The sequence below is a fragment of the Paracoccus sp. Arc7-R13 genome, assembly GCF_004010775.1.
In the GTDB taxonomy this organism is placed as follows: domain Bacteria; phylum Pseudomonadota; class Alphaproteobacteria; order Rhodobacterales; family Rhodobacteraceae; genus Paracoccus; species Paracoccus marcusii.
In genome coordinates, this window is the sequence record NZ_CP034813.1 from 97,357 (window position 1) to 113,086 (window position 15,730).

Annotated in this window: 12 protein-coding genes and 1 pseudogene; all 13 read left to right on the forward strand. The window is 70.2% G+C overall.

Annotation, left to right across the window (positions count from 1 at the left end):
* The 13 genes and pseudogenes from ligD (at position 1) to EOJ32_RS18300 (ending at position 15,683) form a co-directional block, all read left to right on the forward strand.
* Positions 1 to 2,373 (forward strand): DNA ligase D, encoded by a 2,373-nt coding sequence (gene ligD / locus EOJ32_RS18240; protein ID WP_127899773.1) that lies wholly within the window; start codon positions 1 to 3, stop codon positions 2,371 to 2,373.
* A gap of 160 nt (positions 2,374 to 2,533) precedes the next feature.
* Positions 2,534 to 2,650 (forward strand): K(+)-transporting ATPase subunit F, encoded by a 117-nt coding sequence (kdpF, locus tag EOJ32_RS18245; protein ID WP_205963228.1) that lies wholly within the window; start codon positions 2,534 to 2,536, stop codon positions 2,648 to 2,650.
* Between the two features lie 14 nt (positions 2,651 to 2,664).
* Entirely contained in the window at positions 2,665 to 4,365 is a 1,701-nt protein-coding gene (gene kdpA / locus EOJ32_RS18250; RefSeq protein ID WP_127899774.1) for a potassium-transporting ATPase subunit KdpA, read from the forward strand.
* An 11-nt stretch (positions 4,366 to 4,376) separates the two neighbouring features.
* Entirely contained in the window at positions 4,377 to 6,416 is a 2,040-nt protein-coding gene (kdpB, locus tag EOJ32_RS18255) for a potassium-transporting ATPase subunit KdpB (protein WP_127899775.1), read from the forward strand.
* Between the two features lie 10 nt (positions 6,417 to 6,426).
* Positions 6,427 to 7,017 (forward strand): potassium-transporting ATPase subunit KdpC, encoded by a 591-nt coding sequence (kdpC, locus tag EOJ32_RS18260; protein WP_127899776.1) that lies wholly within the window; start codon positions 6,427 to 6,429, stop codon positions 7,015 to 7,017.
* 3 nt (positions 7,018 to 7,020) lie between these two features.
* Positions 7,021 to 9,687, forward strand: a complete 2,667-nt coding sequence (locus EOJ32_RS18265) for a sensor histidine kinase KdpD (protein WP_127899777.1) — start codon at positions 7,021 to 7,023, stop codon at positions 9,685 to 9,687.
* Positions 9,684 to 10,376, forward strand: coding sequence for a response regulator (locus EOJ32_RS18270; protein ID WP_046001600.1), 693 nt, complete (start codon positions 9,684 to 9,686; stop codon positions 10,374 to 10,376). The genes EOJ32_RS18265 and EOJ32_RS18270 overlap by 4 nt, the downstream gene beginning before the upstream one ends.
* An 81-nt stretch (positions 10,377 to 10,457) precedes the next feature.
* Positions 10,458 to 10,886: a DUF2946 family protein gene (locus EOJ32_RS18275; RefSeq protein ID WP_127899778.1), complete on the forward strand. Its 429-nt coding sequence runs from the start codon at positions 10,458 to 10,460 to the stop codon at positions 10,884 to 10,886.
* A gap of 95 nt (positions 10,887 to 10,981) precedes the next feature.
* Complete coding sequence (locus EOJ32_RS18280; RefSeq protein WP_240542591.1) at positions 10,982 to 11,560, forward strand: copper chaperone PCu(A)C; 579 nt, start codon at positions 10,982 to 10,984, stop codon at positions 11,558 to 11,560.
* Between the two features lie 122 nt (positions 11,561 to 11,682).
* Positions 11,683 to 12,168, forward strand: a pseudogene (locus tag EOJ32_RS18285) (SCO family protein).
* 57 nt (positions 12,169 to 12,225) lie between these two features.
* Positions 12,226 to 13,596 (forward strand): PepSY domain-containing protein, encoded by a 1,371-nt coding sequence (locus EOJ32_RS18290; protein WP_127899780.1) that lies wholly within the window; start codon positions 12,226 to 12,228, stop codon positions 13,594 to 13,596.
* A gap of 121 nt (positions 13,597 to 13,717) precedes the next feature.
* Positions 13,718 to 14,158, forward strand: coding sequence for a DUF2231 domain-containing protein (locus EOJ32_RS18295; protein WP_127899781.1), 441 nt, complete (start codon positions 13,718 to 13,720; stop codon positions 14,156 to 14,158).
* Between the two features lie 49 nt (positions 14,159 to 14,207).
* Positions 14,208 to 15,683, forward strand: a complete 1,476-nt coding sequence (locus EOJ32_RS18300; RefSeq protein WP_127899844.1) for a sorbosone dehydrogenase family protein — start codon at positions 14,208 to 14,210, stop codon at positions 15,681 to 15,683.
* Positions 15,684 to 15,730: the final 47 nt, after the last annotated feature.

Genomic DNA, 15,730 nt, shown 5'->3' on the forward strand with positions numbered 1-15,730 from the left:
ATGGCCGACCTGGGCGCCTATCTGGACAAGCGCGATTTCGGAGCGACCCCCGAACCGCAGGCGGACGGCACCCCTTCGGCGCTTGGGCTGCGCTATTCGATGCAGAACCACGACGCCACGCGGCTGCACTGGGACCTGCGGCTGGAATGGGACGGGGTGCTGCTGTCCTGGGCGGTGACGCGGGGGCCGTCGCTGGACCCTGCCGACAAGCGGCTGGCCGTGCGGACCGAGGATCACCCCCTGTCCTATCTGACCTTCGAGGGCACGATCCCGAAGGGCCATTACGGCGCGGGCACCGTGATGCTGTGGGATCTGGGCTGGTGGCAACCGCTGGAACCCGCGGCGCGCGGGCTGGCCAAGGGGCACCTGAAGTTCCGGCTGCACGGTCGGCGGATGACCGGCGACTGGAACCTGATCCGCATGGCGCGCCGGGACAAGCGCGACAACTGGCTGCTGGTCAAGATCGACGACGAGGCCGCCGGCCAGCGCGACCCGGTGGCGCGCTATCGCACCAGCGTGGCGTCGGGGCGCAGCTTTGCGGCGATCCGCGCGGACAAGGCCGCCTGCGCGCCCGACCATTCCGGCACCCGTCCCGGCCACCGGCCCGTGCAGCTGGCGACGCTGACGGACGATCTGGCCGATCACGCCACGCATTGGCACGAGCTGAAACTGGACGGCTATCGCGCGCAGGTGGCGCTTGGCGCGGGTGGCCCGCGCGTCTTCACGCGGGCGGGCCATGACTGGACCGACCGTTTCGCCGACCTGATCCCCGCCCTGCGCGACATCCCCTGTGCCTCGGCCCTGATCGACGGAGAGATCGTGGCCGGCGCCGGGCTGCAGGGGTTCGGCACGCTGCAGGACGCGATCGCGGCGGGCGGGCCGTTCGGATACGTGGCCTTCGATCTGCTGCAGCTGGACGGGCGCGACCTGACGGACCAGCCCCTGACCGAACGCCGCGCCGCGCTGGAGGGCTTGCTGCGCCCCCTGCCGCCGATGGGCGCGGTGGCGCTGTCGCCCGTCATCCACGGCCTGGCGGACGAGGCGCTGGCGCTGATCTGCGGCAATGGCGGCGAGGGGGTGATCGCCAAGCGGACCGATGCCCCCTATCGCGGCGGGCGCAGCCGCGACTGGCTGAAGATCAAGTGCCGCAGGCAGGGCACGTTCCGCATCGTCGGCTGGCAGGCAAGCACCAGCCGCGGCAGGCCCTTCGCCTCGTTGGCGCTGGCCTGCGACCGGGACGGGGGACTGGCCTATATGGGCAAGGTCGGAACCGGGTTCGACCAGGACACGATGGCCGACCTTGCCCGACGCATGGAACCGCTGGTGCGCAGGGACGCCCCCGTCAAGGCCCCCCGCCGGGAGGTCGCGGGCATGACCTGGATCGACCCGGACCTGACCGCCCGGATCGATTACGCCGAAACCACCGCCCAGGGTCGCCTGCGCCATGCGGTGTATCTGGGCTTGCACGATGAGGGTCCGCCGATGCGAACGCCCGCCCCGACCATCGCGATCAGCAGCGGCGATCGCGTGATCTTTGACAAGCCGCGCCTGACCAAGGCGGGGCTGGCCGAGTATTATCGCGCGGCCGCACCGCTGATGCTGCCCGAACTGACCGGGCGGCCCCTGTCCCTGCTGCGCCTGCCCGACGGCATGGCCGGCGAGCGGTTCTTTCAGAAGCACCCCGGCAAGGGCTTTCCCGCCGCGCTGAAGGTCCAGCAGATCGCCGACAAGGACGGCGCGACCAGCCCCTATGCCTATGTCACCGACGTCGACGGCATCCTGGGCGCGGTGCAGATGGGCACGGTCGAATTCCACATCTGGGGCGCCCGTCGCGACCGGCTGGACCGGCCCGACCGCATGGTCTTTGACCTGGACCCTGACGAGGGCCTGGGCTTTGCCGCGACCCGCCGCGCCGCGCTGGAGTTGCGCGACCGGCTGTCGAGGCTTGGCCTTCGGTCCTGGGCGATGCTGTCGGGGGGCAAGGGCGTCCATGTGATCGTGCCGCTGCGCCGCACCGCGGGCTGGGACACGGTCAAGCTGTTCAGCCGCGGCGTGGCGATGCTGACGGCACAGGCCCATCCCGACCGCTTCACCGCCGAGATGTCCAAGGCAAAGCGCAAGGGCCGCATCTTCGTCGACTGGCTGAGAAACGAACGCGGCGCGACGGCCATCGCGCCCTTCTCCGTGCGCGCCCGCCCCGGCGCGCCGGTGGCCTGCCCGGTCAGCTGGGACGAACTGGGGCGCATCCGCAAGGCTGGGGCGTTCTCGACCGTGCAGGCGCTGGAGCGGGGCTGGGCCGACACCGACCCGCCGCCCGCCCAGACCCTGTCGGCGGCCGTGATCGCGGCGCTGGACGCGGCGCTGACGGCCTGATCCTTACGCCGCCCTTACGCCCCCGGCCAGGATCACGCATGGCATCCTGACGCGCGCGTGCGGGATGATCGGACATCACTCATCAAGGGGATGTTCATGTCCGACATCATCTATCTTCTGCTTGGCGCAGGCGGGTTTCTGGCCATGATGGCCGGAACGCGTGCGCTGGCCCGTTCGTGACGGGGCGCCGATGGTCGACCTGGTCCTTGGCCTTGCCGTCGCGGCGGGCCTGTTCGCCTATCTGGTCGTGGCGCTGATGCGTCCCGACCGGTTCTGATGGGGGGTGCGTCCATGTCCCCCTTTCTTGTCTTCGCGCTCTACGGCGCCGTCACGGTCGGCCTCGCCTGGCTGCTGGCCGGTCACGTGCACCGCGTCTTTACCGGTCGGCGCGTCTGGTCCAGTCCGCTGATCGCCCCGGTCGAACGGGCCTTCCTGTCGGCCGCGGGCGTCACCGCCGGGCGCGGCCAGACCTGGTCGGGCTATGCCATGGCCGTGCTGGTCTTCAACCTGGCGGGGTTCCTGCTTCTCTATGCGATCCTGCGGCTGCAGGGCATGCTGCCGTGGAACCCCCAAGGCATCGGCCCGATGGCGCCGGACCTGGCCTTCAACACCGCGATCAGCTTTGTCACCAACACCAACTGGCAGGCCTATTCCGGAGAGGTCCAGCTGTCCTACCTGTCCCAGATGGTCGGGCTGACGGTGCAGAACTTCGTCTCGGCCGCCACGGGCATGGCGGTCGCGGTTGCGATCGTGCGCGGCTTTGCCGCCAGGGGCGACGGCCGTTTGGGCAATTTCTGGGTCGATGCGACGCGGGCGGTCCTTTATATCCTGCTGCCGCTGTCGATCCTGGCGGCCGTGGTGCTGATCTGGCAGGGCGTGCCGCAATCGCTGTCGGCCTATGTCCACGCGACCACGCTGGAGGGCGCAGGCCAAGTCATCGCCCAGGGCCCCGCCGCGGCCCAGATTGCCATCAAGCAGCTGGGCACCAACGGCGGCGGCTTCTTCGGCGTCAATTCGGCCCATCCGCTGGAGAACCCGACGATCCTGTCGAACATGATCCAGTCCGTCTATCTGCTGCTGATCCCGGTCGCCTTCTGCTTCCTCTTCGGGCGCATGGTGGGCGACCGGCGTCAGGGCTGGGCGATCTTCGCCGCGATGGGCGTGCTGTTCGTAGCGGGCCTGCTGCTGATGAACGCCCCCGAACAGGCAGGCAACCCCGCTTTGGCCCAGGCCACCGGCATCACCGGCCCCAACATGGAGGGCAAGGAGGTCCGCTTTGGCGCTACCCTGTCGGTCCTGTGGGCCGAGGCTACGACCGCCGCGTCGAACGGCTCGGTCAACGCGATGCATGACAGCTTCATGCCCCTGTCCGGCCTGGTGATGATGCTGAACATGCAGGTCGGAGAGGTGATCTTCGGCGGCGTGGGGTCGGGCCTTTACGGCATGCTGCTCTATGTCGTTCTGGCCGTTTTCCTGGCCGGGCTGATGGTCGGGCGCACCCCCGAATACCTTGGCAAGAAGATCGAGGGGCGCGAGGTCACGCTGTCGGTCCTGGCCTTCCTGTCGATGCCCTTGGGCATCCTGGTCTTCGGCGCGCTGTCCGTGGTCATCCCGGCGGGCCTGGCCGCGGTGCAGGACGCCGGGCCGCACGGCCTGTCCGAGGTCCTTTATGCCTACAGCTCGGCCACCGGCAACAACGGCTCGGCCTTTGGCGGCTTCGGGGCGGCGGCGCCGTTCCACACCACCCTGCAGGGCATCGCGATGATCTTGGGACGCTATGCGATCATCGTGCCGATGCTGGCGGTCGCAGGATCCCTGGCCCTGAAGTCGCCGGTCCCGGCCACGGCGGGGACGTTCCCCACCCACGGCCCGCTGTTCGTCCTGCTGCTGGTCATCACCGTGCTGATCCTGGGCGCGCTGACCTTCTTTCCGGCCCTGGTCCTGGGCCCCATCGCCGAGCATGTGTCCATGCTGGGCGGGCAAACCTTCTGAGGCGTTCATCCATGTCGAAACATTCGCTTCCCGTGCCGTCGATGGGGGCGCTGGCCCCCGCGGCGGCGCGACAGGCGCTGGCCAAGCTGGCCCCGCGCCTGCTGCTCAAGAACCCGGTCATCTTCGCCACCGCCGTGGCGGCGCTGATGGTCAGCGTGCTGGGCCTGCGCGACCTTGCCCTGGGCGTGCCCGGCGGCGGCTTCGCGGTCCAGATCGCGTTCTGGCTGTGGGCGGCCGTGCTGATCGCCAACTTTGCCGAGGCCCTGGCCGAGGGGCGCGGCCGCGCCCGCGCCGACAGCCTGCGCGCCACCAAGTCCGACACGATGGTCCGCGTGCTGCCCGCCCCCGACAGCGCACATGACGGCGCCACGATGGTCCCGTCGGCCAGCCTGAAGCAGGGCCAAATCCTGCTGGTCGTCGCGGGCGACATCATTCCGGCCGATGCCGAGGTGGTGCGCGGCGTGGCATCGGTCGACGAAAGCGCGATCACCGGCGAAAGCGCCCCGGTGATCCGCGAATCCGGCGGCGATTTCAGTTCGGTCACGGGCGGCACGCGCATCGTGTCGGACTGGCTGGTGCTGCGCGTCACGGCCGAACCCGGGCGCAGCTTCCTCGACCGCATGATCGCGCTGGTCGAAGGCGCCGAACGTGGCCGCACCCCGAACGAGATCGCGCTGAACATCCTGCTGGCCGGGCTGACGCTGATCTTCCTGTTCGTCGTCGTCACGCTGGAGCCCTTCGCGCGCTATTCCGGCACCTCGATCCCGGTGGTGTTCCTGGCCGCGCTGTTCGTGACGCTGATCCCCACGACCATCGGCGGGCTTCTGTCGGCCATCGGCATCGCGGGCATGGACCGTCTGGCCCGCGCCAACGTGGTCGCGAAATCCGGCCGCGCGGTCGAGGCCGCGGGCGACGTGGACGTGCTGCTTCTGGACAAGACCGGCACGATCACCTTCGGCAACCGCATGGCCGACGCGCTGATCCCGGCGCAGGGCGTGCCGCCCGCCGATCTGGCCCGCACCGCCCTGGCCGCCAGCCGCGCCGACGACACCCCCGAGGGCAAGTCCCTGGTCGAGCTGGCCCGCCGCCAGCCCGGCACTGAGGCGCCCCTGGCCGACACGGCCGAGACCATCGCGTTCTCGGCCCAGACCCGCCTGTCGGGCGCCGACCTGACCGACGGCACCCAGCTGCGCAAGGGGTCGGTCGATGCGATCCTGCGCCATACCGGGGCGGCGGTGGACGGCGCGCTGGCCGCGTCGGTGGACCAGATCGCGCGGTCGGGCGGCACACCGCTGCTGGTGTCGCAGGGTGCGCGCATCATGGGTGCGGTGCATCTGAAGGACATCATCAAGCCCGGCGTACGCGAACGGTTTGGGGAATTGCGCGCCATGGGCATCCGCACGGTGATGATCACCGGCGACAACCCCCTGACCGCCGCCGCCATCGCGGCCGAGGCCGGCGTGGACGATTTCCTGGCCGAGGCCACGCCCGAAAACAAGCTGGAGCTGATCCGCGCCGAGCAGGCCAAGGGCCAGCTGGTCGCCATGTGCGGCGACGGCTCGAACGACGCGCCGGCGCTGGCCCAGGCCGATGTGGGCGTGGCGATGAATTCCGGGACCTCGGCCGCCAAAGAGGCCGCGAACCTGATCGACCTGGACAGCGACCCGACCAAGCTGATCGAGGTCGTGCTGGTGGGCAAGCAGCTGCTAATCAGCCGCGGCGCGCTGACCACCTTCAGCATCGCCAACGACGTGGCGAAATACTTTGCCATCCTGCCCGCGCTGTTCATCGCCGCCTATCCCGGCCTGGCCGTGCTGAACGTGATGGGCCTGGAAAGCGCGCAGAGCGCGATCCTGTCGGCGGTGATCTTCAACGCGCTGGTGATCCTGGCGCTGATCCCGCTGGCGCTGCGGGGGGTGAAATACGCGCCCTCCAGCGCGGCGGCCCTGCTGCGGCGCAACCTGACGATCTATGGCCTGGGCGGCCTGATCGTCCCCTTCCTGGGCATCAAGGCCATCGACATGGCCGTGACCGCCCTGGGCCTGGCGTAAGGAGACAGCCATGATCGACCATATCCGACCCGCTTTGGCGACTTTGGGCCTGATGACCGTGCTGACGGGGGTGGCCTATCCGCTGGCCCTGACCGGGCTGGGCCAGACGCTGATGCCGCACCAGGCCAATGCCAGCCTGATCGTCCGCGACGGGCAGGTCATCGGCTCGGCCCTGGTGGGGCAGGCCTTTGCCGCGCCGGGATACCTGCATCCGCGCCCGTCCGCGGTCGATTACGACGCGGCGGCGGCGGGGGCCTCGAACCTGGGGCCGACCAGCGCGGCGCTGATCGCCGATCAGGCGGCCCGCGCGGTGGATTTCGTCGCATCCACCGGCGCGGCCAGCGTGCCGGTGGATGCCGTCACCGCCTCGGGCAGCGGACTGGACCCGCATGTCTCGCCCGAGAACGCGCGGGCGCAGGCCGCGCGCATCGCCGCGGCGCGGGGCGTGTCCCAGGCCCGGGTCGCGGCGCTGATCGAGGCGCAGGTCGAGCCGCGCTGGCTGGGCCTCTTCGGGGAACCGCGCGTGAACGTGCTGGCCGTCAATCTGGCCCTTGACGCGGCCTTCCCCGCGGCCCCCACTGGACCCCGAACCGAAGGCTGATCCATGACCGAGCTGCGCCCCGAACCCGACGCCCTGCTGGCCCAGGCCGAACGCGAGGGGCGCGGGCGGCTGAAGATCTTTCTGGGCGCGGCACCCGGCGTGGGCAAGACCTATGCCATGCTGGAGGCCGCGCGGCGACGCGCGGCCGAGGGCGTGGACGTGGTCGCCGCCGTCGTCGAGACCCATGGCCGGGCCGAGACAGAGGCGCTGCTGCAGGGGTTGGACCTGCTGCCCAAGCGGGCGCAGTTCTATCGCGAGCGCATCCTGCACGAGATGGACCTAGACGCGCTGCTGGAGCGTCGCCCCCAGCTGGCCCTGATCGACGAACTGGCCCATTCCAACATCCCGGGATCGCGCCATGACAAGCGCTGGCAGGACGTCGAGGAGGTTCTGGCCGCGGGCATCGACGTGCTGACCACGCTGAACGTGCAACACCTTGAGACGCTGAACGACCGGGTCGCGCGGATTTCGGGCGTGCGCGTGCGCGAGACGGTGCCCGACGCCGTCCTGGCCCGCGCCGACGAGGTCGAGTTGATCGACCTGCCCACCGAGGAACTGATCGAGCGGCTGCGGGCGGGCAAGGTCTATGTCCAGGACCAGATCGCGCGGGCGGTGCAGAACTTCTTTTCCAAGGGCAACCTGACGGCACTGCGCGAACTGGCCATGCGCGCCGCCGCCGACCGCGTGGACGCGCAGCTGCGCGAGCACATGCGCGCCAATGCCATCGGCGGGCCGTGGCCCGCGCAGGAACGCATCCTGGTCGCGCTGACCGAAAGCCCGGTCGCACGCACGCTGGTGCGGACCGCGAAACGCATGGCCGACCGCGCGCGGGTCGAATGGGTGGCGGTCACCGTGACCTCGGCCCGGTCCGAGGCCCTGTCCGATCCCGACCGGGACGCGCTGGCCCAGGCCCTGCGCCTGGCCGAACGCCTTGGCGGCGAGGTGGCGACCCTGTCCGCCGCGGGCCCCGTCGCCGACGAGATCCTGGACTATGCCCGCCGTCGCAACGTCAGCCGCATCCTGCTGGGCCGCCCGCGGCCCCGTCCCTGGTGGCGGCGCATCGGCCGCCAGAACGTCGCCCGCGCCGTGACCGAGGCCGGCCGCGATTTCGAGGTGACGGTCGTCTCGGATCCGCAACGGACACCCACCCCGCCGGCGGTGCGCCACTGGTCCGTGGATCGCGACCCGCGCGCCTATGCCAAGGCCACGCTGACGGTGATCGCGGCCAGCCTGCTGGCCCTGTCGGCCGACCGGATCTTTCCCGTCACCTCGCTGTCGCTGATCTTCATGACCGGGGTGATCGTGGTCGCGGTGCGCCAGGGCCTGTGGCCGTCGCTTTATGCGTCCTGCCTCAGCTTCCTGACCTACAACTTTTTCTTCACCGACCCGCGCAACACCTTCCTGGTGATCCGCCAGGACCAGATCATGACGCTGCTGCTGTTCCTGATCGCCTCGGGGCTGACCGGCAACCTGGCCGCGCGGCTGCGCGACCGGGCTTTGGCACAGCGCGACATCGCGATGCGGACGAACCTGCTGTACGATTTCGCGCGCCAGGTCGCCGGCGCCGGATCCGCGGTCGAGGTCCTGCGCGCCGCTGCGACCCATGTCGGCGCGGCCCTGGGATGCGACACCGTGGTGATGCGCCCCGGCCCCCTGGGCCGCCCGGTGATCGAGGTGGCCGAACCGCCCCGCGACACGCTGGCCCTGCGCGACGCATCTGCCGCCGACTATGCCTGGACCCGCGGCGAGGAGGCCGGGCGCGGCTCGGGCACCCTGCCCGCCAGCGACTGGCTGTTCCTGCCCGTCGGCACCGAGGGGCGGCGGCTGGCCATCCTGGGCATCGCCTATCCCGACGGGCGCAGTCTGGCGCCGATGGACCGCCGCCTGCTGGACGCGATGACCGATCAGACCGGCATCGCGCTGGAACGCATCGCACTGCAGGCCGACCTGGAACAGGCGCTGGTCACGTCCGAGGCCGAACGCCTGCGCGCGGCCCTGCTGTCCTCGGTCAGCCATGACCTGCGCACACCCCTGGTGTCGATCATCGGCGCGGCATCGTCGCTGGCCGATCCGGCGCTGGACCTGGCCGCCCCCGCCCGCGCCAGCATGGCCGCCACCATCCGCGACGAGGGCGAGCGGCTGGACCGCTACATCCAGAACCTTCTGGACATGACGCGGCTTGGCCACGGCGCGCTGGTGCCCAAGCGCGTGCCCGCCGACCTGCGCGAAATCGCGGGCAGCGCGCGCCACCGCCTGCGCGGCGCGCTGCGCGATCACCGGGTCGAGGTCGCGGTCCCCGACGATCTGCCGCAGGTGCTGGTCGATCCGCTGCTGATCGAGCAGGTGGTGATGAACCTTCTGGACAACGCCGCGAAATACGCCCCCGAGGGCAGCCGCATCGACGTGACCGCGCGGGTCGACGGGGCACGGGCCGAACTGTCGGTCGGCGACGACGGCCCCGGCATCCCGGCCGACGCGCGCGGCCGGGTCTTCGACATGTTCTATCGCGTGGCCGAGGGCGACGGTCAGCGCGCGGGCACGGGCCTGGGTCTTGCCATCGCGCGCGGCATCGTCGAAGCCCATGGCGGCACCATCGCCGCCCACCCCGCCCGCGCGGACGGGCGTGGCACCCGCATCACCCTGACCCTGCCGCTGGACACGCCCGCATGACCCTGCCCGCCCGCATCCTGATCATCGACGACGAGGCCCCGATCCGCCGCTTCCTGCGCGTCGCGCTGGAGGCGCAGGGCCATCATGTGACCGAGGCCGCCACCGGCCGCGACGGCATCGAGGCCTGCGCCCTGACCACCCCCGAGGCGGTGATCCTGGACCTGGGCCTGCCCGACATGGACGGGCGCGCGGTCCTTGCCCGACTGCGCGAATGGAGCCAGGTCCCGGTCCTGGTCCTGTCGGTCCGCGCGTCCGAGGCCGACAAGGTCGCCCTGCTGGACGCCGGCGCGCAGGACTACGTGACAAAGCCCTTCGGCATCGGGGAACTGCTGGCCCGACTGCGCGGCCTTCTGCGCGACCGGTCGGGTGCGGCTCCGCAGGGGGCGGCGCTGCAGGTGGCCGACCTGACCATCGACGCCGCCGCCCGGACGGTCCTCAAGGGCGGCACCGAGATCCACCTGACCCGCAAGGAGTTCGACCTGCTGTGGCTGTTGGCGTCGAATGCCGGGCGGCTGGTGACGCAGGGCATGGCGCTGGAACATGTCTGGGGAAAGGCCCATCTGGAGGACAGCCACTATCTGCGCGTCTTCATCCGGCAGCTGCGCGCCAAGATCGGCGACGATGCGGGCAACCCGTCCTACATCTTCACCGAATCCGGGGTGGGCTATCGCTTTGCATCGGGGTCGTGACGCGTCGGGCCTGCGGCCTTGGCGCATCTTCCCTTTGGTTTCGGGCTGCGCTATCGATGCCGCGCATTCCAGGAGACAGCGTTGATCCGTCGCGATTCCCAGACCGACAGACCGCAGCGGGCCCGGCTGACGCCGGGGCGCGCGCTGCGCTGGCTGTTGCTGGTGCCGTTCCTGATGCTGGCCACGATCAGCCAGGGCACGATGATCGAGGCCGCCCCCGCAGGCGGCGTGCGGATCGTTCTGTGCACCGGCACCGGCATGGTCGACGCGATCATGACCCCCGACGGGCAGGTCCATCCCGACGACCAGCCGGGTCGCGGCGGCCATCCCGGCACCCCGCCCTGTGAGTGGGCGCTGCACGGGCAATCGGTGCTGGCCTCCCCCGCCGTCGACATGGTCCCGCCGCGGTTCCGCGAACTGGACGCCGATTTCGGGACCGACGTCCCCCTCCATCTTCGCCGGGCCGAGGTTCTGACCCCCGCCGCCCGCGGACCACCCGCCCTCGTCTGAGACCGACGCGAAGACCGGGCCCGCCCGGCACCGCGACCGTCCGGCCGCCGCATTCCGGCCGCCGCGAACACGACCGTTCACAGATGAGACATGCCATGACGACCTTTCCCCTTCTGGCCGCGCTTGGGGTCGCGACCCTGCTGGCCCCTGCCGCATGGGCGCACGGCACCGGCGACGGTGCGGACCATGCGGGTCATACCGCCGCCCATGCGGCGCCCCTGTCCCTGCCCGACCCGGATGCGGCGTGGCAGGTCGGCGAGCTGACCGTCACCGCGCCCTATGCCCGCGCCACCCTGCCCAATGCCCCCGTCGCGGGCGGCTTTCTGACGATCGCCAATGACGGCGCCGCGGACGACCGCCTGGTCGCCGCCACATCGGACATCGCCGGACGGATGGAGATCCATCAGATGACCATGTCGGGCGACATCATGACGATGGGCCCGGTAGAGGACGGCCTGCCGATCCCGGCGGGCCAGACCGTGGCGCTGCAGCCCGGCGGCTATCACCTGATGTTCCTGCAGCTGGCGGCCCCCCTGGTCCAGGGCGACAGCATCGACGTCACCCTGACCTTCGAGGGTGCCGGCGACATCACCGTGCCGCTGTCGATCCAGGCGTTCAACGCGCGCGCGGAGGGCGATGCCCCGCAGGGCGCCGATCCGCACGCGGGGCATTGACCATGACCCGACAGACGCTTCGCATGGTGCGGGTGCTGGCTTGGACCGCGGTCGTGGTGGCCGGCGCCGCGCTGCTGTGGGCCACGGTCCTGCGGCCCGCGCCGACCGACCACCAGGTCGCCATGCAGCAGTTGGGCAAGGGCGATTACACCCTTGTCACCGCGGATGGCCAACCGTTCACCCAGGCCGATCTGCAGGGTCAGCCGACCGCCGTCTTCTTCGGCTTCACCCATTGCCCCGACGTGTGTCCCACCACACTGGGCGAGGTCACCGCCTAGCAGGACGAGCTGGCCCGGGACGGCCAGACGCTGCGCACGCTGTTCATCACCGTGGACCCCGAACGCGACACGCGCGAGGTCCTGGGCGAATACGTGTCCTGGGTGCCCGGCGTCACCGGCATCACCGGAGAGCGGGCCGAGATCGACAAGGCCGTCGCCGCCTTTCGCGCCTTTGCGCAGCGGGTGCCGCTGGAGGGGGGTGACTATACCGTCAACCACTCGACCCAGGTGCTGCTGTTCGACGATGGCGGCGATTTCTTCGGTCTCGTGTCCTATCAGGAGGACCACGATCGCGCGATGGGCACCATCCGGCGCCTGCTGGCCAGCTGATCCCTGGGCGGCGCGGGTCCGCGCCGCCGCATCCCCACAAAACCAACAGGGAAACCCATGTCCGATGCAACCCTGGACGCCTCGCCCCGCCCGCGCGCGGCCGTGTCCGATCTGTACCGCGCCGTCTGGCGCTGGCATTTCTATGCGGGACTGTTCGTCCTGCCGTTCCTGATCACGCTGGCCGTCACCGGCGCGGCCTATCTGTTCCGCGACGAGATCGACGCCATCATCCATGCCGACATCAAGCGGGTCGAGGTCGCGCAGACCGGTACGCTGAGCCCCGAGGCGATCGTCGCCTCGGCCGTGACCGCGGTGCCCGGCCGCGCGGTCAAGTACACCGACCCGCCAACGGCCGCCGCCTCGGCCGAGGTGACGGTCGCCACCGACGACGGGCGCCGCATGGCGGTCTATGTCAACCCCTACGAGGGTTACGTCCTGGGCGCGCGCCCCGACCGCAGCACGGTCATGTGGACGGTGCGCTATCTGCATAGCCTGCGCTATTTCGGGCCCGTCGCCCGCGGCGTGATCGAGATCGTGGGCGGCTGGACGATCCTGCTGGTCGCCACCGGCATCTATCTGTGGTGGCCGCGCGGCCAGGCGGGGGGCGTCCTGTCGGTCCGGGGCGACCGGCGCAGGCGCGTCTTCTGGCGTGACACCCATGCGGTGACCGGCATCGTGGTGGGCGGCTTCATCGTGTTCCTGGCGGTGACCGGCATGCCCTGGTCGCAGGTCTGGGGCGGCAAGGTCAATGAATGGGCCAACGGGCACAATTTCGGCTATCCGTCGGGCGTGCGCGTCGACGTGCCGATGTCGGACCAGCGGCTGACGGACACGGCACAGACGTCCTGGTCGCTGGAACAGGCGCGCGTTCCCGAAACCCCGCCCCCGGTCCAGGGTGCCGCACCCATCGGGCTGAACGCCGCCGTGGCGGCGTTCGAACGGCTTGGCCTGCATCCGGGCTTTTCGGTGGCGCTGCCGTCATCGCCCACCGGGGTGTACAGCGGGTCGGCCTATCCCGACGACCTTGCCCAGCAGCGTGTGGTCCATCTGGACCAGTACAGCGGCCGGTCCCTGGTCGACATGAGCTATGCCGATTACGGCCCCATGGGACGCTGGCTGGAATTCGGCATCAACACCCATATGGGCCAGCAGTTCGGCCTGGCGAACCAGATCCTGCTGCTGGCGGTCTGCGGGGGCATCGTCCTGCTGGCGGCGTCCGGCGGGGTGATGTGGTGGAAGCGTCGCCCGTCGCGGTCGATGGGCGTGCCACCGATGCCCGCCGACCGCCGGGTGTTCCGCGGCCTTCTGGGCATCCTGGCAGTGGGTGGCATCCTGTTCCCGCTGACCGGCGCATCGCTGCTGGTGATGCTGGCGCTGGACACCGCGATCCGACGCCTGCGCGGCACGGGGTCACGCGCCGCCGCCTGACCCTGCGCGGGGCCGCGCCCGGTCTCGGCGCGGTCCCGTCACGATCATGCTGCATCAGGGCGGAACATCGCGGGCATTTGGCGGTTCTACTGATCATAATGCATTTCACGAAAGCGATCCCATGGCCGCAACCGCTTATTCCCCGCACCCCATCGGCGCGCGGCGCCCCGTTCCGGGACTGTCCGTCCTGACCCATATGTCCGCGGGCCTGTTGGCCCTGCCGGTGGTGACCGATTACGCCTATCTGCAGACCACCGTCCTGATGTGGAAGGATTTTTCGTCCTGGCTGCTGTTCTTCGGCCTGATCGTGGCCGGGGTCGGCTGCGTGCTGTGGCTGATCGGTCTGCTGACGCGCCGCCCTGGTCCGTCCTGGGGCGCGGTCGGGATGTACGTGCTGGTGATGCTGGCCGCCTTCTTCAACAGCCTGCTGCATGCGGGCGACGGCTGGACTGCCATCATGCCCTGGGGCATCTTGCTGTCCGTCGTGACCTGCGTGCTGATGCTGCTGGCGGCGGTGCTGAACCGTCGCGCCACCGCCCCCCTGTCCCTGCGCACCGCCTGAAAAGGACGCCATCATGACCATCCATACCTCCACCCTGCGTCGCAGGCTGATGCTGTCCGGTTCCGCCGTCCTGACGCTTGGCCTTGCCATGCCGATGGCCGCCGCCGCGCAGGATTCCGAAGGGTTCGACATCACCAGCCAGATCGGTCCCGATCCGGTCCTGCCCGAACCGCAATTCGTCAATCCGCTGCCAAGCGTGAACGTGGCCGAGGTCGTGGGCTGGGCCGACGGCCAGACCCCGGCCGTCCCCGAGGGGCTGACGATCAGCGCCTATGCCACCGACCTGGTCAATCCGCGCACCGTCCATACGCTGCCCAACGGCGACGTGCTGGTTGTCCAGTCGCGTGCGCCGGAGGGTAAGCCCAAATACCGCCCCAAGGATTTCGTCCGCGGCTGGATCATGGCCTTTGCGGCGGGCGGCGGTGACGCCCCCCCGGCGGAAAGCAACCTGATCACGCTGCTGCGCGACACCGACCGCGACGGCACGGTGGACGAACGCCACGACCTGCTGACGGGGCTGCATTCGCCCTTCGGCCTGGCCTGGATCGACGACACGCTGTATGTCGCCGCCGCCGATGCGGTGATCTCCTATCCCTATGCCCTGGGCGACACGGTGATCGATGCCGAACCTACGACGGTCACACCGCTACCGGGCGGTCCGCTGAACCATCACTGGACCAAGGATCTGGCGCTCAGCCCGGACGGGACGATGCTGTACGCGTCTGTCGGCTCGAACTCGAACGCGGCCGAAAACGGGATGGAGGCCGAAAAGGGCCGCGCCGCCATCTGGCAGATCGACCGCGAGACGGGGGCGTCCAAGATCTATGCGTCGGGGCTGCGCAACCCGAACGGCCTGACCTTCAACCCCGACAGCGGCGCGCTGTGGGCGGTCATCAACGAACGTGACGAACTGGGGCCTAACCTGGTGCCCGACTACATGACCTCGGTCCAGGAAGACGCGTTCTATGGCTGGCCCTACAGCTATTACGGCGACCACGTGGACGCCCGCGTGCGCCCGGCGCGGCCCGATCTGGTCGAGACGGCGATCGCGCCCGATTATGCGCTGTCCAGCCACGTGGCGGCCCTGGGTCTGGTCTTCACCAATGGCGCAGCGATGCCCGACGCCTTCGCGAACGGTGCCTTCGTCGGTCAGCGCGGCAGCTGGAACCGGGACGAGTTCAACGGCTACAAGGTGTCCTATGTCCCCTTCGCCGACGGCCGCCCGGACGGGATGATGCAGGATGTCGTGACCGGTTTCCTGGTCGACGGCAAGGTGCATGGGCGCCCCGTGGGCCTGGGCATCGACGGGACCGGCGCGCTGCTGGTCGCGGATGATGCCGGCAACACGGTCTGGCGCGTGGCCGCGGCCGATGGCACGGTGATCCCCGAACCGATCGACACGGACCGGATCGAAACGCCGGCCGAAACGCCGGCGCCGACGCCCGCCGAACCGGAGGCAGCGCCCGAGACGCCCGCGCCGGCCACCCCCGCTCCTGCGCCTGCGCAGGCGGAACCTGCGAACTGATCATCCTTGCGATCCGATGCCGCCATGCGATCATGGCGGCATCGTCA